Annotated in this window: 23 protein-coding genes; 14 read left to right on the forward strand and 9 right to left on the reverse strand. The window is 69.3% G+C overall.

Translation table 11 applies throughout. The annotated features are described in order from the left end of the window. The first annotated feature begins 8 nt into the window (after nucleotides 1–8). From GXN78_RS38555 to GXN78_RS38570, 4 genes are read left to right on the forward strand one after another with little or no spacing between them, the layout of a single operon-like run. On the forward strand, nucleotides 9–800 hold the full coding sequence (locus GXN78_RS38555; protein ID WP_106556916.1) for an SDR family NAD(P)-dependent oxidoreductase: 792 nt from the start codon (nucleotides 9–11) through the stop codon (nucleotides 798–800). A 19-nt stretch (nucleotides 801–819) separates the two neighbouring features. Then, complete coding sequence (locus GXN78_RS38560; protein WP_239143080.1) at nucleotides 820–1,182, forward strand: OB-fold domain-containing protein; 363 nt, start codon at nucleotides 820–822, stop codon at nucleotides 1,180–1,182. A 3-nt stretch (nucleotides 1,183–1,185) separates the two neighbouring features. Then, entirely contained in the window at nucleotides 1,186–2,340 is a 1,155-nt protein-coding gene (locus tag GXN78_RS38565) for a thiolase (protein ID WP_106556918.1), read from the forward strand. Nucleotides 2,341–2,354: 14 nt separating this feature from the next. Further along, nucleotides 2,355–3,224 (forward strand): MaoC/PaaZ C-terminal domain-containing protein, encoded by an 870-nt coding sequence (locus GXN78_RS38570; protein WP_106556919.1) that lies wholly within the window; start codon nucleotides 2,355–2,357, stop codon nucleotides 3,222–3,224. Between the two features lie 674 nt (nucleotides 3,225–3,898). Here the strand turns inward: GXN78_RS38570 and GXN78_RS38575 are convergent. From GXN78_RS38575 to GXN78_RS38585, 3 genes are read right to left on the reverse strand one after another with little or no spacing between them, the layout of a single operon-like run. Further along, complete coding sequence (locus tag GXN78_RS38575; protein ID WP_106556920.1) at nucleotides 3,899–4,813, reverse strand: crotonase/enoyl-CoA hydratase family protein; 915 nt, start codon at nucleotides 4,811–4,813, stop codon at nucleotides 3,899–3,901. Next, complete coding sequence (locus GXN78_RS38580; RefSeq protein WP_106556921.1) at nucleotides 4,810–5,664, reverse strand: glucose 1-dehydrogenase; 855 nt, start codon at nucleotides 5,662–5,664, stop codon at nucleotides 4,810–4,812. The genes GXN78_RS38575 and GXN78_RS38580 overlap by 4 nt, the downstream gene beginning before the upstream one ends. A gap of 5 nt (nucleotides 5,665–5,669) precedes the next feature. Beyond that, the gene (locus GXN78_RS38585) at nucleotides 5,670–6,650 is read right to left on the reverse strand and encodes a phytanoyl-CoA dioxygenase family protein (protein ID WP_106556922.1); all 981 of its coding nucleotides are present in this window, start codon (nucleotides 6,648–6,650) and stop codon (nucleotides 5,670–5,672) included. A gap of 125 nt (nucleotides 6,651–6,775) precedes the next feature. On the opposite strand from GXN78_RS38585, the gene GXN78_RS38590 reads away from it, so the two are divergent. Continuing rightward, nucleotides 6,776–7,216 (forward strand): carboxymuconolactone decarboxylase family protein, encoded by a 441-nt coding sequence (locus GXN78_RS38590; RefSeq protein WP_106556981.1) that lies wholly within the window; start codon nucleotides 6,776–6,778, stop codon nucleotides 7,214–7,216. A 46-nt stretch (nucleotides 7,217–7,262) separates the two neighbouring features. Here the strand turns inward: GXN78_RS38590 and GXN78_RS38595 are convergent, their stop codons facing one another. Beyond that, complete coding sequence (locus GXN78_RS38595) at nucleotides 7,263–7,691, reverse strand: PaaI family thioesterase (protein WP_106556923.1); 429 nt, start codon at nucleotides 7,689–7,691, stop codon at nucleotides 7,263–7,265. Further along, a complete protein-coding gene (locus GXN78_RS38600) occupies nucleotides 7,688–8,491 on the reverse strand; it encodes an enoyl-CoA hydratase-related protein (RefSeq protein ID WP_106556924.1) in 804 nt (267 codons plus the stop codon). The genes GXN78_RS38595 and GXN78_RS38600 overlap by 4 nt, the downstream gene beginning before the upstream one ends. Before the next feature lie 98 nt (nucleotides 8,492–8,589). Between GXN78_RS38600 and GXN78_RS38605 the strand changes: the two genes are divergently transcribed. The 6 genes from GXN78_RS38605 (at nucleotide 8,590) to GXN78_RS38630 (ending at nucleotide 15,545) form a co-directional block, all read left to right on the forward strand. Next, nucleotides 8,590–10,491: a feruloyl-CoA synthase gene (locus tag GXN78_RS38605; protein WP_106556925.1), complete on the forward strand. Its 1,902-nt coding sequence runs from the start codon at nucleotides 8,590–8,592 to the stop codon at nucleotides 10,489–10,491. Between the two features lie 45 nt (nucleotides 10,492–10,536). Continuing rightward, nucleotides 10,537–11,742, forward strand: coding sequence for an acyl-CoA dehydrogenase family protein (locus GXN78_RS38610; protein ID WP_106556926.1), 1,206 nt, complete (start codon nucleotides 10,537–10,539; stop codon nucleotides 11,740–11,742). Between the two features lie 18 nt (nucleotides 11,743–11,760). Then, nucleotides 11,761–12,894: an acyl-CoA dehydrogenase family protein gene (locus tag GXN78_RS38615; RefSeq protein WP_106556927.1), complete on the forward strand. Its 1,134-nt coding sequence runs from the start codon at nucleotides 11,761–11,763 to the stop codon at nucleotides 12,892–12,894. Next, nucleotides 12,891–13,694 carry an enoyl-CoA hydratase-related protein gene (locus tag GXN78_RS38620; RefSeq protein WP_106556928.1) on the forward strand — a complete coding sequence of 268 codons (804 nt, stop codon included), beginning with the start codon at nucleotides 12,891–12,893 and terminating at the stop codon, nucleotides 13,692–13,694. Before GXN78_RS38615 ends, GXN78_RS38620 begins: the two co-directional genes overlap by 4 nt. A gap of 25 nt (nucleotides 13,695–13,719) precedes the next feature. Continuing rightward, the gene (locus GXN78_RS38625) at nucleotides 13,720–14,622 is read left to right on the forward strand and encodes an SDR family NAD(P)-dependent oxidoreductase (protein ID WP_106556929.1); all 903 of its coding nucleotides are present in this window, start codon (nucleotides 13,720–13,722) and stop codon (nucleotides 14,620–14,622) included. Between the two features lie 101 nt (nucleotides 14,623–14,723). Beyond that, nucleotides 14,724–15,545, forward strand: coding sequence for an IclR family transcriptional regulator (locus GXN78_RS38630; protein WP_106556982.1), 822 nt, complete (start codon nucleotides 14,724–14,726; stop codon nucleotides 15,543–15,545). Here GXN78_RS38630 and GXN78_RS38635 read toward each other — a convergent pair. From GXN78_RS38635 to GXN78_RS38650, 4 genes are read right to left on the reverse strand one after another with little or no spacing between them, the layout of a single operon-like run. After that, entirely contained in the window at nucleotides 15,542–16,684 is a 1,143-nt protein-coding gene (locus GXN78_RS38635) for an acyl-CoA dehydrogenase family protein (protein ID WP_106556930.1), read from the reverse strand. The genes GXN78_RS38630 and GXN78_RS38635 overlap by 4 nt on opposite strands. A 10-nt stretch (nucleotides 16,685–16,694) precedes the next feature. Then, nucleotides 16,695–17,897, reverse strand: coding sequence for an acyl-CoA dehydrogenase family protein (locus GXN78_RS38640; protein WP_106556931.1), 1,203 nt, complete (start codon nucleotides 17,895–17,897; stop codon nucleotides 16,695–16,697). Between the two features lie 7 nt (nucleotides 17,898–17,904). Next, the gene (locus tag GXN78_RS38645; protein WP_106556932.1) at nucleotides 17,905–19,050 is read right to left on the reverse strand and encodes a CaiB/BaiF CoA-transferase family protein; all 1,146 of its coding nucleotides are present in this window, start codon (nucleotides 19,048–19,050) and stop codon (nucleotides 17,905–17,907) included. After that, complete coding sequence (locus GXN78_RS38650; protein ID WP_106556933.1) at nucleotides 19,047–20,216, reverse strand: acyl-CoA dehydrogenase family protein; 1,170 nt, start codon at nucleotides 20,214–20,216, stop codon at nucleotides 19,047–19,049. Before GXN78_RS38650 ends, GXN78_RS38645 begins: the two co-directional genes overlap by 4 nt. Before the next feature lie 158 nt (nucleotides 20,217–20,374). On the opposite strand from GXN78_RS38650, the gene GXN78_RS38655 reads away from it, so the two are divergent. Genes GXN78_RS38655 through GXN78_RS38665 form a run of 3 tightly spaced genes read left to right on the forward strand, consistent with a single transcriptional unit; the run spans nucleotide 20,375 to nucleotide 22,439 of the window. Continuing rightward, entirely contained in the window at nucleotides 20,375–21,058 is a 684-nt protein-coding gene (locus tag GXN78_RS38655) for a TetR/AcrR family transcriptional regulator (protein ID WP_106556934.1), read from the forward strand. Beyond that, nucleotides 21,055–22,272 (forward strand): cytochrome P450, encoded by a 1,218-nt coding sequence (locus GXN78_RS38660; protein WP_106556935.1) that lies wholly within the window; start codon nucleotides 21,055–21,057, stop codon nucleotides 22,270–22,272. Before GXN78_RS38655 ends, GXN78_RS38660 begins: the two co-directional genes overlap by 4 nt. Next, on the forward strand, nucleotides 22,269–22,439 hold the full coding sequence (locus GXN78_RS38665) for a rubredoxin (RefSeq protein WP_239143081.1): 171 nt from the start codon (nucleotides 22,269–22,271) through the stop codon (nucleotides 22,437–22,439). The genes GXN78_RS38660 and GXN78_RS38665 overlap by 4 nt, the downstream gene beginning before the upstream one ends. Nucleotides 22,440–22,483: the final 44 nt, after the last annotated feature.

Raw genomic sequence — 22,483 nt, forward strand, 5'->3', positions numbered from 1 at the left:
ACCCATTCATGACCGAGACCCCCGACACCTCCTGGCGCGCCGTCACCGACCTGGCCGGCAAGAGCGTCGTCATCACCGGCTGCGCCTCCGGCATCGGACGCGCCGCGGCGCTGCAGTTCGCCAGCGCCGGCGCCACCGTGTACGCCGGCGACAGGAATGAGGCCGATGGCGAGGCCACCATCGCGCAGATCCGCAACGGCGGGGGGCACGGCGAGTTCTTTGCCCTGGACCTCGGCAGCCCAGCGACCATCGACGCCTTCGTCGACGCTGCCGTGGCGCGGATCGGCGGCGCGCCGGACATCATCGCGAATGTCGCCGGCCTCGACCGCGTGATGCCCTTCCTCGAGAACACGCCCGACGTGTGGGACCTGCTCGCGCAGGTCAACTACATCGGCCCGGTGCGCATGATCCACCGCTTCCTGCCGCACATGATCGAGCGGCGCCGCGGCAAGATCGTGATGGTGGCGAGCGACGCCGGGCGCGTCGGCAGCATGGGCGAGACCTTCTATGCCGGCACCAAGGGCGCGGTGATCGCCTTCACGAAGTCGCTGGCGCGCGAGACGGCGCGCTCGGGCATCACCTGCAACTGCGTCGCGCCGGGGCCGACCGACACGCCGCTGTTCAACGGCACGATTCCCGAGGGCAAGCTGCGCGACGCGCTGATCAAGGCGATCCCGCTGAAGCGGCTGGCGCAGCCGGTCGAGATCGCGCACACCATCGTCTACCTCGCGACGCCGGCCACCGACTTCATGACCGGCCAGGTGGTCTCGGTCAGCGGCGGCCTGACCATGCATGGCTGACGAGCGAGCAAGGAACCCGATGAACCCCGAGAAGGAATTCTTCGAGCGCCTGGCTTCCGGGCGCTTCATGATCCAGAAGAGCCGCAGCACCGGCGGCCATGTGTACCACCCGCGCGTGGCCGAGCCGGGCACCGGCGCGACCGACCTCGAATGGGTCGAGGCCTCGGGCCGCGGCATCGTCTACTCGACGACGGTGATCCGCGGCAAGCCGCCGGCAGCGAACGCCAACCTCGCGCTGATCGATCTTGCCGAGGGGCCGCGCATGATGAGCCGTGTCGACGGCATCGCGCCCGAGGCGGTGAAGATCGGCATGGCGGTGCGCGCCAGGATCATCACCGAGGAGGAGCATCCGCTGGTCGTGTTCGAACCGGCGGAGGGCTGAGCGATGCAGGAACGTTTCCCCCGCGGCCGGAGCGCGATCGTCGGCACCGCCACCTTCGGCTGCGGCGCTGCTCCGGGCTACAGCTCGATGGAGCTGGCACATCAGGCGAGCGTACTCGCGCTGGCCCAGGCCGGATTGAAGCCATCGGATGTCGATGGCCTGTTCGTCGTGGTCATGGACGACTCGCTGTCCGGTCTGACCTTCGCCGAGACGCTCGGCATTCACCCGCGATTCCTCGACAACAACCGCACCGGCGGCTCCTCGTTCCAGGTGCATGCGATGCTGGCCGCGCTGGCGCTCGATGCCGGCCTGTGCGACGTGGCGCTGATTGCCTACGGCAGCAACCAGCGCAGCAGCACCGGCAAGCTGCTGCAATCGTCGCGGCCCTCGCCGTGGGAGTCGCCGTACAAGCCGCTGCGCCCGATCTCGTCGTATGCGCTCGCCGCGGCGCGCCACATGCACCAGTACGGCACGACGAAGGAGCAGCTCGGCGCCGTCGCCGTGGCTGCGCGCCAATGGGCAGCGCTGAACCCCGAGGCCTTCGTGCGCGAGCCGTTGACGATGGAGGACTACCTGAAGGCCCGCCTGGTCGCCGACCCCTTCGGCGTGCGCGACTGCTGCCTCGTCACCGACGGCGCGGCCGCGGTGGTGCTGACGCGCGCGGACCGTGCGAAGGATCTGTGCAGTCGGCCGGTGTACCTGCTCGGCGGCGCGCAGTCCACGACGCACCGCGAGATCGCGAGCATGCCGGACCTGACCGTCACCGGGCTCGCCGAGGCCGGCCCGCGCGCCTATGCGCAGGCCGGTGTGGGCCCCCAGGACATCGATGTCGTCGAGCTGTACGACGCGTTCACCATCAACCCGATCCTGTTCCTCGAGGATCTGGGCTTCTGCGAGAAGGGCGAAGGGGGCCGCTTTGTCGAGGGCGGCCGCATCGCGCCGGGCGGGGAACTGGCGGTGAACACCAACGGCGGCGGCCTGTCCTGCGTGCACCCGGGCATGTATGGTCTGTTCACGATCGTCGAGGCGGCGCGCCAGCTCGCGGGCAGCGCCGGCGAGCGGCAGGTGCCGGGCGCGAAGCTGGCGATTGCGCAGGGCAACGGCGGCGAGCTCTCGCACGAGGCGCTCGTGATCCTGGGCAGCCAAGAAACGCCATAGGCATTGGAATCGACATGCTCGACTACGAGATCTGCAAGAACTGGACTTTCCCCGACCTGGTCCATCGCTATACCGAACGCGACACGATGCTGTATGCGCTGGGCCTGGGCTTCGGGCAGGACCCGATGGATCGCGGCGCCCTGCGCTTCGTCTACGAGGAGGCGTTGCAGGCGGTCCCGACCATGGCGGCGGTGATGGGCTCGCCCGGCATCTGGTGGCGCGACCCGAAGACCGGCGCCGATGCCGTCAAGCTGGTGCACGGCGAGCAGGACGTGCGGGTCCTGCGCCCGTTGCCGGTCAAGGGCTGCGTGATCGCGCGCAACCGCGTGGTCTCGCTGACCGACAAGGGCGCCGGCAAGGGGGCGGTCGCGGTGGTGCTGCGGACGCTGGTCGACGCGGCAAGCGGCGAGCCTGTGGCGGAGAGCCGCAACGTGACCTTCTTGCGCGGCGACGGCGGCTTCAGCGCCAATGGCGGCAGGAGCGATCCCGGCCCCGAGCCGCTGCCGGCCGTGCCCGAACGCGCGGCCGATGTCGAAGTGAGCTATGCCACGCGGCCCGAGGCGGCCTTGATCTACCGCCTGAGCGGCGACGTGAATCCGCTGCATGCCGATCCCGAAGTGGCCGCGAAGGCCGGCTTCGACCGCCCGATCCTGCACGGCCTGTGCACCTACGGCATGGCGGCGCGCGCGGTGATCGAGCAGGTGCTCGACCACGATGCGGCACGCCTGAAGCGCCTGGCGCTGCGCTTCACCTCGCCGGTCTGGCCGGGGGAGACCGTGCGCTACGAACTGTGGCGCGAGGGTGCGGCGCTGCTGCGGCTGCGCGCCAGTGTCGATGCGCGCAAGACGGTGGTGCTGAACAACGGCTTGGTCGAGGTCGGCTGATTCCAACTGTCGAGCAGGGCGCTCCTTGCACTGGGGGGCGCCCGACGGGGTATGTGCCTGCGCGCTGCAAAGGCGCCCGCGGGTCCGCTGCGGCGCGCCACTGTGGCGGTCGTCGCTTCGCGCCGACTTCCCTGCGGTGCTCGCGTCGCCGGCCTGCCGCAGAACTCGCGACGTTCACTTCGTTCACTCTGCTCAAACAGCTGCGGCAAGTCAGTCCACGAAGCACGCCTGTCCTTCGGCAGGCGTGCGGCCGGCGACGCTCCGCTCCTCGGCGCCACAGAGGCGCGCCGCAGCGGACCCGCGGGCACCTTTGCGGGATACGTTGCGCCGGTTTCCCCGAACATCCAAACACCCCAGAACGCTGGGTGCGTGCGGCCGGGGCCGGGGTCCGGGTCGGTATTCAGATCAACCCCACCGTCTCCTCCGCGGAAGGTGGTCTGCGGGCCGGGCGATTTCTGGGGCGGCGAGCACCGCAGCGGAGTCGGCGCGAAGCGACGACCGCCCCAGTATGAGCCCGGACCGCAGACCGCCTTCCGCGGCGCGCAAGCCAGCATCCATCGCTCTTGCACACCCCGCGCAGCTCCTTGGAAAAGCGAAGCCAGTGCGTTGCCACGAGCCCTGCTGTCGGGCGCCCGCCAGGAGCGGCAGTACCTCTGCAGCGGCGGCCTGTAGGCTCAGCCTTCCCCTGCTGATGTGCCCCGTGCCTTCAGGCGCACGACGCTGTCGCCATACGGCTCGTCGCGGTTCTTCAGCGCCTCCTTCAGCCCGCCCGACGTCATGTCGGCCTTGAACTGCGTGCGCCGCGGCCCGCTGGCCAGGTGCGCGCGCGCGTCGAGCTCGGCCGTGAGGCGCTGCAGCGTGCGCACATGCATCAGCTCCATGCCGAGGTTGACGACCCGCTTGTGCGCGGCGAGCAGATCGACGTCGGTCAGGGCGATGCGGCGCGCGAGTTCGGCGACCTCGTCTTCGAGCCGATCGGCCGGCACGGCTTCCATCACGAGGCCGAGGCGTGCTGCATCGAGACCGCTCACGCAGTCGCCGGTGAACATCAACCGCTTGGCCCATTGCGGGCCGGCATGGGCGAGCCAGAACTGCGTCGGCGGCGTGCCGTTGGCGCGCGTCGCCGGAAAGCCGATGCGCGCGTCCTCGGCCGCCAGCACCAGGTCGCACAGGAAGGCGAGGTCGGTGCCCCCGGCCAGGCAGTTGCCGTGGATCTTCGCGATCACCGGCTTGTGCAGGTCGAAGATGCGCATGCGCTGTTCGAGCGTGCGCTCGAGCGCCCAGCAATCGTCGTCGAAGCCGCTGCGCTGACTCCGGTACAGCGCCGGGTCGTAGGGCATGTCCTCGGGTGCGACGCCGGCGTAGGCGCCGGCCAGGTCGTAGCCGGCGCAGAAGTCGCGCCCGGCGCCGTCGATCACGATGACGCTCACGTCGCGCCGGTCGTCGGCCTCGAGCAAGGCCTGCTCGAGCTCGCCGAGCATGGTGTCGGACAGCGCGTTGCGCTTGTCGGGCCGGTTCAGCGTGATGCGCGCCACCCGCTCTTCGATCTTGAAAAGAATCGTCTCGCTGCTCTTCAGCCACTTGTTCATGGCGTGTCTCCAGTCAGGTCGGCCTTCGCTTCGTCCTCGGCCGCGATCATTTCCAGGGCGGCGAGCGCCGCCACTTCGCCGACGCCGCCGTCCACCGGCAGGCAGACACCGCTGATGAAGCGTGCCTCGTCGCTCGCGAGGAACAGCGCGGCGGCCGCGACATCCCACGCGTCGCCTTCGATGCCCAGCGGCGCGATGCGGCGGCGGCGCTCGCGGCCGGCCGCGTCGACGAACTGCGCGACCAGCGGAGTGAACAGGTGGCCCGGCGCGATCGTGTTCGCACGCACGCCGTCGCGGCCGTACATCACCGCGAGCTCGCGCGACAGCGCCACGACGGCGGCCTTCGAGGGGCCGTAGGCCGCGCCGCCGTGGGCGCGCAGGCCGGCGGTGGACGCGATGTTGACGATGTTGCCGCGCGAGGCGACCAGGTGCGTGATCGCCTGCTGCGTCATCAGCACGACGCTCTTCAGGTTGATGTCGAGCACGCGCTGCCACAGCCCGTCGGGCAGCGCCTCCAGGCGGCCGCCGCCGGCACCGTGGCCGACGTTGTTCACCAGCACGTCGAGGCGGCCGTAGTGTTCGAGCGTTGCCGCGACGACGCGGCGGCAGCCGTCCACCTCGGTGACGTCGGCGGCACAGACGAAGGCGTCGCCCCCGTCCTCGGCGATCAGGCGGCGCGTGATCTCGGCGCGTTCGGCATCCAGGTCCACCAGCGCGACGTGCGCGCCTTCGCGCGCGAACACGCAGGCGATGGCCTTGCCGGTGCCGAAGCCCTCGCCCTGCGAACCGGCGCCGGTGACGATCGCGACCTTGCCGGCCAGGCGCTGCAAGTAGCGAGAGGGGCGGGACATGGCGCTCAATGGATGGGGCGCATGATCGTCGCGCGGCCGCCCCGTGCTGCAAGGATGACTTCGTCGCCGACATGGAAGCGCGTGGCGATGTCGGCCAGCGGGACCTGCTGGCCGTCGAGGCCGCGGCAATAGCTCGCCGCGTCGACGACGAAACGTCCGCTGCGCCCATCTTCGCCTTCGAGCTCGACTGCGTGCGCTTCGACGGCGGTGAGGCGACCGACCATCGGCGGGTCCTCGTTCGCGCCCATCACGCGGATGTCCATCGACAGGCGAAAGCGGTCGGAACGGTTCGCGAGGCCGGTGTGCGGGGTGTTGAGGTCCATCAGCAGCACGTCACCGGGCCGGTAGGTGGTGCGGCGCCAGCGCTCGGCCGGCACCGCGCCCTCGGGAATCGGGTAGAGCGGCGGCTGCTGCGTGTCGTGCAGGATCGGACCGCGGTGCAGGCCTTCGCCGAGGATCAGGCCGCCGACCTCGTCATCGATCTCGGCGAGCGGGATCCAGCAGATGCGGAAGGGGATGCCCTTGTTGTAGAAGCCGTCCTGGTGCACGAAGTCCAGGCGCGAACGCGTTCGGTCGGCCGCCGGCGGCGTGGCACGGTACTCCACGGTCGGGATCCAGAAGGGCTCGTCCTGCAGCAGGTGCCGGAAGAAGGCGTGGATCGACGGCTCGCGCACGAAGGGCTGCCAGGCCTTGCGCTTCGACAGCGGATCCATCCGGAAGGGGAAGCCCTCGAGGCTCGCGCCGTTGTAGCGCGCCTCGGGGTCTGCCGGGTCGGCCACGCCGTACTCGCCGAGCAGTTGCATGTAGACGGCGCGCAGGCGCGCGACCGCGTCGCGGTCCAGCACGTCGCGGAAGAACCAGTAGCCGTTGCGCTCCCAGGCGGCATCGAGTGCGGCCCGGTCGCCGAGCAGATGGTTGGAGGACTCCAGTTCGCGTAGCCGGGGCGCGGTGGCGGGGGGTGTCGCAAGAGCGGCTGGGGATTGCATATAACGGAACAATGTTCGTAAAATAGAACGTAGTTCACTGTAGGCGATGACCCGGGCGTCCCACCAAGCGGGTTTACCCGAATCGTCGTCGCGAGCCGATGCCCAACCACCCGGAGACCCATTCGATGAGCAGCGAAGACGAACAGAGCCCCAACTACCAACGGGGCGTGAACCTCGTGCGCGAGATGCTCGGGGAGGCCTTTCTCGGCGGCATGCTTTCGGCGGCGAACTCGGGAGGCTTCGCGGCGGATGCCGCGACGATCGCGCTCGAATCGGCGTTCGGCGCCGTCTGGTCGCGCCCGGGCCTGCAGCGCAAGGAGCGCAGTCTCGTCACCATCGGCATCCTCGTCGGCATGGGCAAGCCCAACGAGCTGAAGAACCATGTGCGCGCGGGGCTGAACAACGGCCTGACGGTCATCGAGCTGCAGGAGGCGCTGATCCAGGCGATTCCGTACTGCGGCTTCCCCTGCGTGGCCGAGGCGCTGGAGGCGACGGTGGCGGTGCTGCGCGAGCGCGGGCTGGTCGGCGACAACGTGAAGACGGCGAAGGATCGCGGGATGCTTTAGCCGGCGCACCGAGCCGCGCGACCTCGCAGCGGGGGTCGTGCCGGTCTCACGCCGTTTCTTCCCCGATGACCTGGCACTGCGCAGTGGCCTGCGCGATGCGCTGCCCCTGGCTCCAGATATAGCAGTTGGCGAACACGACGCGCCGCCCGGCGCGCACCACGTCGACCTGCGCTTCCACCCAGGCGCCGGGCGGCGCGTTGCCGATCAGGTTGACCGACAGGTTGGTCGTCAGCATCTTCGGCCTCGGCTCTCGCGCATGCTTGGCGGCCCAGACGATCGCGGTGTCGGCCAGCATGCAGATCATGCCGCCGTGCATCATCGCGCCGCGGTTGCGGTGCTTGTCCTCGACCCGCAGGCCGACGATGTGCATGGCGTCGCGCCGTGCCGCATACAACGGCCCGACCAGTTCGTGGAAAGGGCCGAAGGCCGGCATCTGCTCGAAGCCGGGCGGGATGTCCGTCGGCGCAGCGTTCATCGGTTGCCGAAGCGCGGCGCACGCTTCTCGAAATAGGCCTTGCGCTTCTCCGCCGCATCTTCCGTCGCCTGGGCCTGGAAGACCGCGCGCGATTCGATCTCGCAGGCCGCTTCCAGGCTCGCGACGCCCTGGTTCAGCCACAGCGATTGCTTGGTGAGCCAGACGCCGAGCGGCACGTTGGCGCAGATCGCCTCGGCGAGCGCGCGCGCCTCGGCCAGCAGGCGCTCATCCGGCACCACGCGCAGTGCCAGCCCGATGCGAGCCGCCTCGTCGGCCAGCACCGGACGCGCCGTCAGCAGGATCTCGGCGGCGCGCTGGGTGCCGACCGCGCGCGGCAGCATCCAGCTCATGCCGAGCTCGTGGCCGGTGCCGGCGTTGTGGATCGAGTTGACGAATTTGGCGGATTGCCCGGCCAGACACAGATCGGCCGCCAGCGCGAACGCGAAGCCGATGCCCGCCGCGGCGCCGTTCACTGCCGCAATCACCGGCTGCGGCAACTGGCGCATCAACAGCGGGATCTGCGCGATGCGCGTGATCGAGTGCTTCGCCACGTAGGGCTTGCCGAGCGCCGGGTCCACCCATGGCGCCGGCCCAGGCGAGCGCAGGTCATGGCCGGCGCAGAACGCGCGACCGGCGCCGGTGACGATCAGCACGCGCGTGCCGGCGTCGTGCCGCAGCGCCTCGAGCTGGGCGATCAGCGCCTCGTACATCGGGAAGTCGAAGGCGTTGAGCGCATCGGGCCGGTTCAGCGTCAGCGTGGCGATGCCGTCGTCGGAGGGTTCGTAGAGGAGGTCAGTCATGGCGCGATGGGCTTGTCTCTGTCGTTCGAATTCTAGTACGATGTTCAATTAAATGAAGTGCCGCCGGATCGACGGCCACGTTTCAGGAGACGTTTTCCATGCCCCACCGCGATCCCTCGTTCGATGCGCCGATCCGGCCGGTGCGGCTCGGTCCGGGCGCCTGCGAGGTCGCGCACGATGCGGACGGCAGCGTTCGCATGCGTCTCGCCGAGCCTCTCCACCGCTATCCGCGGCGCTACACCGACCGGCTGGCGCAGTGGGCCCTCGAACGGCCGGCGCAAGTGTTCCTCGCCCGCCGCCCGCCGGGCGGCCCAAAGACCGGGGCCTGGGAGACCCTGACTTTCGCCGACACGTTGCACAAGGTCAGGGCAATCGGCCAGTCGCTGCTGGAGCGCAGGCTCGGCGCCGAACGGCCGGTGATGATCCTGTCGGAGAACGACTTCGACAACCAGCTGCTGGCGCTGGCCTGCACGCACGTCGGCATTCCGTATGTGCCGGTGACGCCGGCGTATGCGCTGCTGTCGCAGGACCACGCGAAGCTGAAGTTCCTGAACGAGCGTGTGCGTCCGGGGCTGGTCTATGCGTCCAGCGCAGCGGCCTACGGGCGTGCCGCGCGCGCGGCCTTCCCCGAGGCGGAGTTCGTCGCCAGCGAGGCCGAAGGCGGTGCCACGCCGTTCTCCACATTGCTCGACGCCGCGCCGGGCCATGCGGTCGACGCGGCCTACGACGCCATCCGGCCCGAGCAGGTGGCCAAGGTGATGTTCACCTCCGGCACCACCGGCGAGCCCAAGGGCGTGATGCTGACCCACCGCATGCTCTGCAGCAACCGCCAGCAGGTCGTGCAGGCGATGCCCTTCCTGCTCGACGAGCCGCCGGTGCTGGTCGACTGGCTGCCGTGGCACCACACCTTCGGCGGCACCAACAACCTCGGGATCGCGCTGTACTGCGGCGGCTCCTACTACCTGGACCCCGGCAAGCCGATGGCCGAGGCGGTGCAGCCCAGCGTCGACGCGCTGCGCGAGGTGTCGCCGACGATCTACTACAACACGCCGGGGGGCCTGGCCGCGCTGCTGCCGCACCTGCGCGACGACGCACTGCTGCGCGAGCGCTTCTACGCGCGGCTGCAGCTGCTGTACTACGGCGGCGCCGTGCTGCCCGCGCACACCTGGGCCGGCCTCGACGAGGTGGCGGTGAAGCACTGCGGCGAGCGGGTGCTGATCGTCTCGGGCATTGGCTCCACCGAATGCGGCCCGGTGCCGTTGACGACGAGCCGGGACCCGCGCCGCGAGGCGATCGTCGGGCTGCCGGTGGCCGGGGTCGAGCTGAAGCTCGCGCCGGTGAACGACAAGCTCGAGCTGCGCGTCCGGGGCGACTGCGTGACGCCCGGCTACTGGAACGATCCCGAGCGCAGCGCTGCTGCCTTCGACGACGAAGGCTACTTCTGCCTCGGCGACGCGGCGAGCTTCGTCGACCCCGCGCATCCGGAGCAAGGGCTGCGATTCGACGGCCGGATCGCCGAGAACTTCAAGCTCTCCAGCGGCACCTGGGTCCATGCGGGGCCGCTGCGCAGCACGACGCTGGCGGCGTTCTCGCCGCTCGTGCTGGACCTCGTGATCGCCGGCAGCGGCGAGGACCATGTCGGCGCACTGGTGTTCCCCGATCTTGCGGCCTGCCGTGCGTTCGACCCGGCGCTTGCGGCCGACGCGCCCGCGAGCGAGGTCGTCGCGAGCCCGCGCGTGCGGACGGCCTTCCAGCAGCGGCTGGATGCGCTGGCTGCCGGTGCCACCGGCAGCTCGAACCGCGTGCTGCGTATCGTGGTCGAAACCGAGCCGGCCACGCTCGACAGCGGCGAGATGACCGCCAAGGGCACGCTCAGCCCGGTCGTGGTGCTGCGCCGCCGCGCCGCTGCAGTGGCCGCGCTGTTCGCGGACCCGAAACCCGCGCGCGTGCTCTGCGCACGCGGCGAAGCATTGACAGTCCGTTCAGTGTCGTTAAACTAAACGAACATCGTTCACATAATTGATCAACTGAGAGCCACACTGTCCATGCGCTTCGAGTTTTCCCCCGAGGACGAGGCCTTCAGGCTGGAGGTTCGCGCCTTCTTCCGCGACCACCTCCCGCCGCCGATGGCGCGCCGCTTCTACATCGGCGCCCACCCGCCGTCGCGCGAGGACGTGCGGGCGTTCCAGAAGCTGATGCACGGCCGCGGCTGGGGCGCACCGCACTGGCCGCTCGAATGGGGCGGCACCGGCTGGAGCCCGCTGCGCAAGCACCTCTTCATGCAGGAGCTGTACGACGCCGACGGGCTGGACTACAGCTGGCAGGGGCTGCACATGGTCGCGCCGGTGATGCTCGCCTTCGCGTCCGAGGCGCAGAAGCGGCGCTTCCTGCCGCCGATGCTGGCCGGCGACGAGTTCTGGACCCAGGGCTTCTCCGAGCCCAATGCCGGCTCGGACCTCGCGAGCCTGAAGACGCGGGCCGAGCGCGTCGGCGACGAGTACATCGTCAACGGCCAGAAGATCTGGACCAGCGATGCCTCGATGGCCGAGTGGGGCTTCTTCCTGGTGCGCACCGATGCCGACGTGAAGCCGCAGCGCGGCATCTCCTTCCTGCTGATCAGGATGGACACGCCGGGCCTGACGGTGCGGCCGATCGTGTCGATCGAAGGCGGCCTCGGGCTCAACGAGGTGTTCCTCGACAACGTGCGGGTGCCCTGCGAGAACCTCGTCGGCGAGCCCGGCATGGGCTGGACCTATGCCAAGTACCTGCTCGGCAAGGAGCGCACTGCCAGCGCCTTCCTCTACTTCAACAAGCGCGAGCTCGAGAAGGCGCGCGAGATCGCCACGGTGCAGCGCGTGAACGGCCAGCGCCTGATCGATCGCCCCGAGTTCGCCCGCGAGCTCGCGCGCGTCGAGGTCGACCTGCTCGCGCTCGAATACTCGGTGCTGCGCGTGCTGTCGCAGGAGAAGAACCGCCACGACCTCGATGCGGTGGTGTCGGCGCTCAAGCTGCGCGGCTCGGCGCTGCAGCAGCGCGTCACCGAGCTGCAGGTGGAAGCGCTGGGCCTGCATGCGCTGCGTCAGTGGGGCCACGACGAGGGCGAGGCGCTAGCCGGCGGCGAGGCGCTGCGCTGGCCGCCGCAGGTGCCGGGCCGCACCGCGCAGGCGCTGATCACGCGCGCGTCGACGATCTACGGCGGGTCGCAGGAGATCCAGAAGAACATCATCGCCAAGCTGGCCTTCGGGCTGTAGGCAGGCAGGGACGCAGACATGGACTTCAACCTGAGCGAAGAGCAGCAGATGCTGCGCGATGCCGCGAACCGCTACGTGCGCGAGCAGTACGGCTTCGAGGCGCGGCGCCGCCTGCAGGCGGCCGGCGACGCATCGACGCCGCACTGGGCGCAGTACGCCGAGATGGGCTGGCTCGGCCTCGGCATCCCGGAGGACTTCGGCGGGCTGGGCTGCAGCTTCGTCGAGACGGCGCTGGTGACCGAGGAGCTCGGCCGCGCGCTGGCACTCGAACCCTACATCGGCTGCGCGGTGCTGTCGGCCCGGCTGGTCGAGACCGCCGACGCGCCGGTGTTCGCAGCGCAACGGCGCGGCGAGCTGCTCGAAGCTCTGGCCGGCGGTGCATTGCAGATCGCGCTCGCGCACAGCGAGCCGGCCGGCCGCTACGAGCTGGACGCGGCGTCGACCCTCGCGCGCGCCGAGGGCGACGGCTTCGTGATCGAGGGGACCAAGCTGATGATTCCCGGCGCGCAGGGGGCGGATCTTTTCATCGTGTCGGCGCAGGTCGCCGGCGAGGGGCTCGCGCTGTTCCTGGTCGACAAGAGCGCGGCCGCGGTGCACGGCTATCCGCTGATCGACGGCACGCTGGCCGCCGACCTGGAGCTGCGCTCGGTGTACGTTGCCGCCGACGCGCGGCTCACGGCGCCCGGCAGCGGCCTCGCGAAGCTCGAGGAGGCGCTCGACCGCGCCGCGCTCGCGCAGGTGGCCGAGGCGCTGGGCTGCATGGAAGCGGTGCTGGAGACGAGCAGCGAGTACCTGAAGACGCGCCAGCAATTCGGCCAGCCGATCGGCCGCTTCCAGGCGCTGCAGCACCGCATCTCGGAGATGTTCGTGGAGGTGCAGGAGACGCGATCGATCCTGTACCGCGGCATCGCCAGCCTCGACGGCGCGCCCGCGCTGCGTCGCCAGGCGGTCTCGGCCGCGAAGGTGCTGCTGGCATCGTCGGCCCGCTTCGTCGGCGGGCAGGGCATCCAGCTGCACGGCGGCATCGGGCTCACCGACGAGTATCCGATCGGCCACTACTACAAGCGGCTGCTGGCGCTGACGACGCTGTACGGCGACGGCGAATGGCACCTTGGGCGCTTCATCGAGGCGCAACGAGAGACGGCAGCATGAATCTCGACCACTACCGCAGCCTGGCACTCCGACGCGACGGCCGCGACGGGCGCGTGCTTCACGTGAGCTTCAACCGCCCGGAGGCGCTGAATGCGTTCGACACGGCGATGCACGACGAGCTGGAGCGCCTGCTCGGCGAACTGCCTCGCGACGACGCGACGCATGTCGTCGTGTTGACCGGCGCCGGCAAGGCTTTCAGCGCCGGCGGCGACGTCGAGCAGATGCAGCGCCTGGTCGATCGCCCGTCGCTGATGGTGCCGGATGCGACGATGGCCAAGCGCCTGGTGATGGGCCTGCTCGACGTGCCGCAGCCGGTGATCGCCAAGGTGAACGGCGCCGCGATGGGCCTGGGCGCAACGCTGGCGCTGTTCTGCGACGTCATCTTCGCCGCGAACCACGCGAAGATCGCGGATCCGCATGTGAAGGTCGGCTTCGTCGCCGGCGACGGCGGCGCGGTCATCTGGCCGCAGCTCATCGGCTATGCCCGAGCCAAGCAGTACCTGTTGACCGGCGACACGATCACCGGCGAGGAGGCGGCCGCGATCGGGCTGGTCAATTTCGCCTTGCCGGCCGAGGAACTCGATGCCGCGGTCGATGCCTGGGCCCAGCGCATGGCCGGCGGCGCGCGCCGCGCGATCCAGTGGACCAAGGCCACGATCAACGTCGGGCTCAAGCAGATCGCCGCCTCGGTGATGGACGCCGGCATGGCCTACGAGCTGCTGTCGAACCAGACGCGAGACCATGCCGAGGCCGTCGCGGCGTTTCGCGGCAAGCGCGTGCCCGATTTCAGCGGCGACTGAACACCAAAACTCAAGGAGCAAACGGATGGGGATGGTTCAAGACAAGGTCGTGATCGTGACCGGCGCCGGTGCCGGCATCGGGCGCGACTTCGCGAAGGCGTTCGCCGCGAATGGCGCGAAGGTGGTGGTCAACGATCTCGCGCGCGACAAGGAAAGCGGCCAGGCGCTGGCCGAATCGGTGGTCGCCGAGATCAGGGAAGCGGGCGGGCAGGCGGTGGCTGCGGTGGAGAGCGTGGCCGAATGGGATTCGGCGCACAAGATCGTGCAGGCCGCGCTCGACAGCTTCGGCCGCATCGACTGCATCGTCAACAACGCCGGCATCGTGCGCGACCGCTTCATCTTCAACATGAGCAAGGAGGAGTGGCAGGCCGTCGTCGACGTGCACCTGAACGGCTCCTTCTACATGACGCGCGCCGCGGCGCCGCATTTCAAGAGCCAGGAGAGCGGCAGCTACGTGCACATGACCTCGACCTCGGGGCTCATCGGAAACCTGGGCCAGGGCAACTACTCGGCCGCGAAGATGGGCATCGTGGGGCTGTCGAAATCGATCGCGCTCGACATGGCGCGCTTCAAGGTCCGCTCCAACTGCATCGCGCCCTGGGCCTGGACGGCGATGACCGCGGGCATCCCGGCCGACACGCCGGAGGAGAAGGCGCGCGTCGAGAAGCTGAAGAAGATGGAAAGCGCCAAGATCGCGCCGCTGGCGGTGTACCTTGCCAGCGACCGCGCCGGCAAGGTGTCGGGGCAGATCTTCGGCGTGCGCGCCAACGAGATCTACTTCTTCAGCCAGATCCGCATGATGCGCTCGATGCACCGCGGCGATGGCTGGACGCCCGAGATGATCGCGGACGAGGCGATGCCGGCCTTCGAGGCCAGCTTCTTCGACAACGTGCCCTCGATGAAGCTGACGCCCTGGGATCCGGTGTGAGGAAAGCCCGGGAGCATGCAATGCTGCCGGGCTCGGGTAGCATTGCGAGCCTGACGGGCCCGACCGAACTGAGCGGCCCGTCCGGCCCGCATGGGGATGCAATGGTCACCAAGAAAATCGTCGAAGACAACAACAACGGCCTGCCCGCAGAGCGCGACGTCACCGGGCCACGCTCGCTCACGCGCCTGCTCGGCCTGTTCGACGTGCTGTCGATGACGCCGGACGGCATGTCGCTGGCCGAGCTCAACGTCACGCTCGAGTCCCCCAAAAGCAGCCTGCTGAACCTGCTGCGCCCGCTGGTCGCGGAGGGCTACCTGATCCACAGCGCCGGCCAGTACCGGCTGGGCCCGTCGATCTTTAGGCTCGCCGCGAGCGTGATGTCGGCCTGGAACTTCCCGAGGATGATCCGGCCCTTCATGGAGGAGCTCTGCCAGCGCACCGGCGAAACCGTGCTCCTGGGGGTGCTCAACCGCGACGCCGAGGTGCTGACCTACGTCGAAATCATCGACAGCCCGCATCCGGTGCGCTACCAGATTCCGGTGGGCACCACGCGGCCGCTCTATGCCAGCTCCGCCGGCCGGCTGCTGCTCGCCTACACCGAGAAGCGCTGGCGCGAGGCCTACCTGTCGTCGGTGCAGTTCAAGGTCAGGACGGCGATTCCGGTGACCCGCGCATCGCTCTCGCGCGAGCTCGACCGGATTCGTGCCGAGGGCGTGTCGACCTCGGTGGACAACTACATGGTCGGCCTGGCGGCCGTGGCTGCGCCGGTGTTCGACGGCGACGGCAACTGCGTCGCATCGCTCAACATCGCGGGCCCGTCGGATCGCTTCCGCAACGAGCTCGACCAGCTGAAGACCGTGGTCAAGGAAGTCGCTGCGAAGGCTTCCGGCGTGGTGGCCGGCATCGAGGCGCGGGCCGCCTAGATCAATCCGCCCCCAGCGGCCACCCGCCGCAGGTGGTGCGCGGTGTCGCCGAACAGCATCTCGATCACCGACAGCCGCCGGAAGTAATGCCCGGCCTGGCACTCCTCGGTCATGCCGATGCCGCCGTGCAGCTGGATCGCCTCCTGCGCGACGAAGCGCGCGCTCTTGTTGATCTGCACCTTGGCGGCGGAAATCGCGCGGCCGCGCTCGGCGGCGTCGGGTTCGCTGCACATCATCGCTGCGTACAAGGCCATGCTGCGCGCCTGCTCGACGGCGACCAGCATGTCCACCGCACGATGCTGCAGCGCCTGGAAGCTGCCGATCGCGACGCCGAACTGCTTGCGCATCGTCAGGTACTCGACGGTGATCTCGTGCAGGCGTTCCATCGCGCCGACCGCTTCGGCGCACAGCGCGGCCGTGGCGGTGTCGACGGCGCCTTCGATCAGCGGCAGCGCGGCGCCTTCGGGCCCGAGCAGAGCGTCTGCCTCCAGATGCACCGCATCGAAGCGGATGTCGGCGGCACGCTGGTGGTCCTGCGTGCGGTAGCCGCGCCGCGTGATCCCGGCCGCGCCCGGATCGACGAGAAACAGCGACACGCCGTCGCGGTCGCGCGCATCGCCGTGCGTGCGGGCCGAGACGATCAGCAGCTCGGCGCTGTCGCCGGCGAGCACGAAACGCTTGATGCCCGAGAGCCGCCAACCGGCGCCGTCGCGCTCGGCACGCGCCGTGACGTCGGCCAGGTCGTCACGCGATTGCGATTCGGCGTAGGCAAAGGCCAGCGTGCGCTCCCCGGCGACGATCGCGCCCACCTGCGCATCGCGCTGCGCCGGCGAGGCGGCCTGGCGCAGCAGGGCGCCGGACAGCACCACCGTCGGCAAATAGGGCTCGAGCGCGAGTGCACGGCCGAAGGCCTGCATCACGATCAGCGTTTCGACGGGGCCGCCGCCGAGACCGCCGTCATCCTCGGCGAAGGGCAGCCCCAGCAGTCCCATCTCGGCATGGCGCGACCACAGCGCGCGGCTGTAGCCGCCGGGCTCGTCGCGGCTGGCCAGCCGTTGTTCGAAGCCGCAGCGTTCGGCCAGAAGCCGCTGCAGGCTGTCCTGCAGCATGCGCTGCTCGTCGGTGAGGTCGAAGTCCATGGTGGGTGGGTCAGAGTCCGAGCACGGTCTTGGCGAGGATGTTGCGCTGGATCTCGTTCGAGCCACCGACGATCGACACGTGCCGCGCCCAGTAGTGGTTGGGGGCGATCGTCAGCGCCCAATCGTCGGCATCCTCGGCGGCGTCCGGCCGGCCGGCGAGGAAGCCGGGGTCGAACTCCAGTGCGTGCAGGCCGGCGACCTCCAGCAGCAGCTCGGCCGCCGCCTGCTGGAGCTGCGAGCCCTTCATCTTCAGGATCGAGGACTTGGGGTCGGGCTTGCCGTTGGAGTGCTTGGCGGTTTCGGAGATCAGCCGCATCTGGGTGATCTCGAGCGCCTTCAGCTCGATCTCGATCTCGGCGACGCGCTCCTGGAAGCGCGCGTCCTCGATCAGAGGCCGGCCGCCTTGCATCACCTGCGCGGCGAGCTGCCTCGCGCGGCGCACCCGGAACTTGGAGACGCCCACGCGCGCGATGCCGCTGCGCTCATGGCCCAGCAGGTACTTCGCATAGTCCCAGCCCTTGTTCTCGTCGCCGACGCGCATCGCCACCGGGATGCGCACGTTGTCGAGGAACATCTCGTTGGTCTCGTGGTGCCCATCGATCGTCACGATCGGCCGCACCGAAACGCCGGGCGAGCGCATGTCCATCAGCAGGTAGGTGATGCCCTGCTGCTTCTTCGCTGCCGGATCGGTGCGCACGAGCAGGAAGCACCAATCGGCATGGTGCGCGGTCGAGGTCCACAGCTTCTGCCCATTGACGATGTAGTGGTCGCCGTCCAGGACGGCGCTGGTGCGCAGCGCCGCCAGGTCCGACCCGGCACCCGGCTCCGAGAAGCCCTGACAGAACCAATACTCCATGCGCGCGATGCGGGGCAGGAAATGGCGCTTCTGCTCGTCGCTGCCGAAGGCGATCAGCGTCGGCCCGATCATGTTCATGTTGAACGAGATCGGCTCCGGCGCCGGGGCCATGGCGAGCTCTTCCTTGAAGATGTATTGCCGGACCGGGTCCCACCCGGTGCCGCCCCATTCGGGCGTCCACGAAGGCGTGGCCCAGCCGCGCTCGTGCAGGATGCGCACCCAGCGCTTCATTTCGTCCTTGCCGATGCGCTGGCCGAGCTCGCATTTGCGGCGCAGCTCGGGCGGCAATGCCGTCGCGAAGAAGGCGCGCACCTCGTCGCGGAAGGCAAGTTCTTCGTCGGTGTAGCGCAGGTCCATGGTGTGTCTAGTCGATGACGCCGTCGCGCCGCAGTGCCGCGATCTTGTCCGGGGACAACCAGGCCGACAAGGTTCGATCGGTGTTCTCGGGCGTGACCGCCTGAGGCGGCGTCGGGGTGGCGGGCGTGCTGCGCGAGAAGCGCGGGGCCGGTGCGGATTGGACGATGCCGTCGATCTCGACCAGGCTGCCGCGCGCCTTCAGGTGCGGGTGCGCCGCGGCCTCGGCAAAGCTCAGCACCGGCGATACGCAGGCGTCGGTCTGCTCCAGGCGCGTCGCCCAGTCGTCGCGCGTTCGCGTCCTGAAGGTGGCGGCAAGCATTTCCTTGGCCGGCTTCCAGTGCTCGCGCGACATCTGGGGGCCGAGCGCTTCGGCGTCGATCTCCAGACGGGCGAGCAGCTCGGCGAAGAACTTCTCCTCGATCGGCCCGACCGCGATCCAGCGGCCGTCGGCGCACTCGTAGCAGTCGTAGAAATGCGAGCCGCTGTCCGTCAGGTTGGCGCCGCGGCCTTCGTGCCAGATGCCGCCGGCGACCATGCCGTGAAAGGTCGTCGCCAGGTGCATGGCGCCGTCGACGACCGCCGCGTCGACCACCTGGCCCTGGCCCGTGCGGCGCGCCTCGAGGGTCGCGGCGAGCAGGCCGACCGCCATGTACAGCGATCCGCCGGCATAGTCGCCGAGCAGGTTCAGCGGGATCGACGGCGGCTGGCCTTCTCGTCCGATCGCTTCCAGGATGCCGGTGATGGCGAGATAGTTGATGTCGTGGCCGGCCACCTGCGCCAGCGGGCCGCTCTGGCCCCATCCGGTGAGGCGCCCGTAGACCAGCCGCGGATTACGCGCGAGGCAGACGTCGGGCCCCAGGCCGAGGCGCTCGGTGACGCCGGGGCGAAACCCTTCGATCAGCGCATCGGCCTGCTCGACCAGCCCGAGCACCGCCTCCACCGCAGCGGGCTGCTTCAGGTCGAGCGCGACCACGCCGCGGTTGCGCAGCAGCGTGTTGAACTTCAGCGGCCGCTCGATGCCGAGCTTCACGGGCTGCTTGCGGTCCACGCGGATCACGGTCGCGCCGAGGTCGGCGAGCAGCATCGCGCACATCGGCCCCGGGCCGATGCCGGCCAGCTCGAGGACCTTCAGGCCGGCCAGCGGTCCCGTCATCGGCCGGCCTTCCCGAGCAGGCTGTTCGCGATGATGTTGCGCTGGATCTGGTTCGTGCCCTCGATGATCTGCACCACCTTCGCATCGCGGAAGTAGCGGTTGATCGGATACTCGGCCGACACGCCGGCGGCGCCGAAGAGCTGCACCGCATCGGTGGCGACTTTCATCGCAACGTCGGAGGCGACGCACTTGGCCATCGCCGCCATCGGCGCCAGCGCCCGGCCCGTCACGCCGGCGTCGACCATGGCGGCCGTACGATAGACCAATTGGCGCGCTGCTTCGGTCTGCATCACCATGTCGGCAAGCATCCAGCGCACGCCCTGGAAGTCGCTGATCGCCTGGCCGAAGGCGCGCCGCTCCCGGATGTACGCGACGGCGTGGTCGATCGCGCCCTGCGCGATGCCGACGGCACGCGCCGCGACGATCGGCCGGCTGGTGTTGAGCGCCTCCATGGCGACCTTGAAGCCTTCGCCGCCCTCGGGGCCGAGGCGGCTGTCCAGCGGGAGCTTCGCCTCGTCGAAGAAGAGCGGGCACGAGGGCACGCCGCGGGCGCCCATCTTGTCTTCCTTGCGGCCCACCGTCAGGCCGGGCGTTCCGCGATCGACGACGAACAGGTTGATGCCGAGCGGCTGGCCGGCTTCGTCCTGCGTCTTCGCGGCGACGAGGATGAAGTCGGCGATGTCGGCGTTGGTGCACCAGATCTTCGCGCCGTTGAGCACGTAGCCGCCGGCCGTGCGGCGCGCGGTGGTCTTGATGCCGGAGACGTCGGAACCGCTCTGCGGCTCGGTCAGCGACAGCGCGCCGCGCAGCTCGCCGCTCGCCAGCCCGGGCAGCAGGCGCTGCTTCTGCGCCTCGGTGCCACCGGCCAGGATGGCGCCGAACGGCGTCCACTGCACGACCAGCAGGTAGCCGGTGTTGTAGCAGACGCGCCCGAACTCCTCGACCGCCACGCAGGCCGACAGCGTGCTGCCGGTGCCGCCGTATTCGGCGGGGAAGGGCAGCGCGAACAGGCCCAGTCCCTTGAGCAGCGCGAACATGTCGTGCGGGTACTCGGCGGTGCGGTCGATCTCGTCGGCGCGCGGCGCCACTTTTTCGCGCGCGACGCGCCGGATCAGGTCCTGGATGGCCTTCTGCTCATCGCTCAGTTCGTAGCTCGTGGAGGACACGTTTTGGTCTAATATATGAACACAGTGCGTAATTCTGAACAAACCCAAAAGGCTCGTCAAGAAGCGTTTCGAATGAAACAGTCGGCGCTAGGGTGTGTACCAATATCAGAACATCGATCAATAATTAGAATACACAACTGTATGTGAAGGAGACAGTCATGGAAGCGATGACCCGTGAAGAGAAGCGCGAGATCACCAAGACCCGCCTGCGCAGTTCCGCCACCCAGGCGTTCGCCGGGCAAGGCGTCCGGGCGGCCTCGGTGGACGGCATCAGCCAGGCCGCGGGCCTGAGCCGAGGCGCCTTCTATGCGAACTACAGCACCAAGGAAGACATGTTGCTCGAGCTGATGAGCGAGTGGCTCGAACGCCAGGCGAGCGAGTGGAGCCAGGTGGTTGCCGAGGCGCCGGACGCGGAGGCCGTGCTGCACGGTTTCCTGGCGCGCTTCCAGCGCTCCCGCCGCGACGGCAGCGGCGGCCTGCTCTGGGTCGAGCTCACTTTGCATGCCGAGCGCAATCCGAAATTCGCAGCCCACTACCAGGCCTTCATCACCGCCCATCACCGGCACGTCGCGCGCGTCTTCGCGGCCCTGTTCGAGAAGGCGGGCAAGGAGCCGCCGGCCGCGCCCGAGGCGCTCGCCGCGGCCGCCCTGTCCTTCGGTACATCGCTGGCGCTGCAGAGCGGCCACGGCGCGCAGCGCGGCAATCCCGCCTACGCCGGCGACATGTTCCTGCTCTACCTGCGCGGGCTGCTGGCGGTCGCCGGCCCGGCGCGCGCAGCCCGCCCAAGCCGCCCAGCGGGCCGCACGACCCAAAAAACTTCGCTCAAGAGGTCCACCACATGAGTCATTCCGTTGCCGACCGAATCCCGCCGCACGTGCCCGCCGAACGGGTGCATACGTTCGACCTTTACAACGTCGAGGTCACGGGCGGCGACTATCACGCCGCGCTGAAGCGCCTTCACGATCCGGGCATCCCCGACATCTTCTGGACGCCGAAGAACGGCGGGCACTGGGTGGCGACGCGCGGGGAGGACATCTACGAAATCTTCAAGGACGCGGAGCGCTTCACTTCGCAGAAGCTGGTGGTGCCCGCCGAACGCAACACGCACCGGATGCCGCCGATCTTTCTCGATCCGCCGGAGCACACGAAGTACCGGTCGCTGCTGTCGCCGCTGCTGTCGCCCAAGGCGGTGTCGGCCCTCGCGGGGCGGGCGCGCGAGCAGGCGATCGAGCTGATCGAGGGCTTCCGGCCGCGCGGCCGCTGCGAGTTCGTCAGCGAGTTCGCGCAGCACCTGCCGATCGGCATCTTCATGCGGATGGTCGACCTCCCGGTCGAAGACCGCGAGAAGCTGCTGGCCTGGGCCGACCAGCAGGTGCGCCCGAGCAGCGAAGCCGAGCGCGAGCAGAGCTACATGAACATCTTCGGCTATGCAGCGCAGAAGGTGAAGGAGCGGCGCGCGAACCCCGGGCCGGACGCGATCAGCCAGCTAACCAAGGCGCAGGTGGACGGACGGCCGATCACCGACGAGGAGGTGATCCCGATGGTGGCGCTGGTGCTGATCGGCGGCCTGGACACCGTGGCCTCGGCGATGGGGTTCGCCGCGCGCTTCCTGGCCATGAGCCCGGCGCACCGCCATGAGCTGATCGAGCATCCGGATCGCATCCCGGCGGCGGTGGAAGAATTGCTGCGCCGCTTCCCGGTCGTCAACCAGGGCCGCATGGTGCGCGAGGACATGAACTACAAGGGCGTCGAGATGAAGGCCGGCGAGATGGTCGTCATGCCCACGACGCTGCACGGCGTGGACGACCGCCAGTTCGACGATCCGATGGCGGTGAACTTCCAGCGCCGCACCCCGATCCATTCGACCTTCGGCAACGGCGCGCACCGTTGCCCGGGCTCGCTGCTGGCGCGCACCGAGATCAAGATCTTTCTCGAGGAATGGCTCAAGCGCATTCCCGACTTTCAGATCGAGCCCGGCAAGGAATGCGGCGTGCGTGCCGGCGTCAATGCCACGCTGTTCGAGCTGCCGCTGGTGTGGGAGGTGCGCGCGCAGTGAACACGACAATATGGCAGTGCTTCTTCTGCGCGCACTTCTACGACGAGGCTCTGGGCGACCCGGACCACGGCATCGCGCCCGGCACCAGCTGGGCCGATGTGCCGGAGGACTGGTGCTGCCCGGAATGCGGCGCGACGAAGAGCGACTTCGCGCCGGTCGAGGTGTGAAGACCCCGGCGACCGCGCGCGATACCGGCACCAGAATCGTGAAC

The organism is Variovorax sp. WS11, assembly GCF_010499245.1.
GTDB lineage: Bacteria > Pseudomonadota > Gammaproteobacteria > Burkholderiales > Burkholderiaceae_C > Variovorax.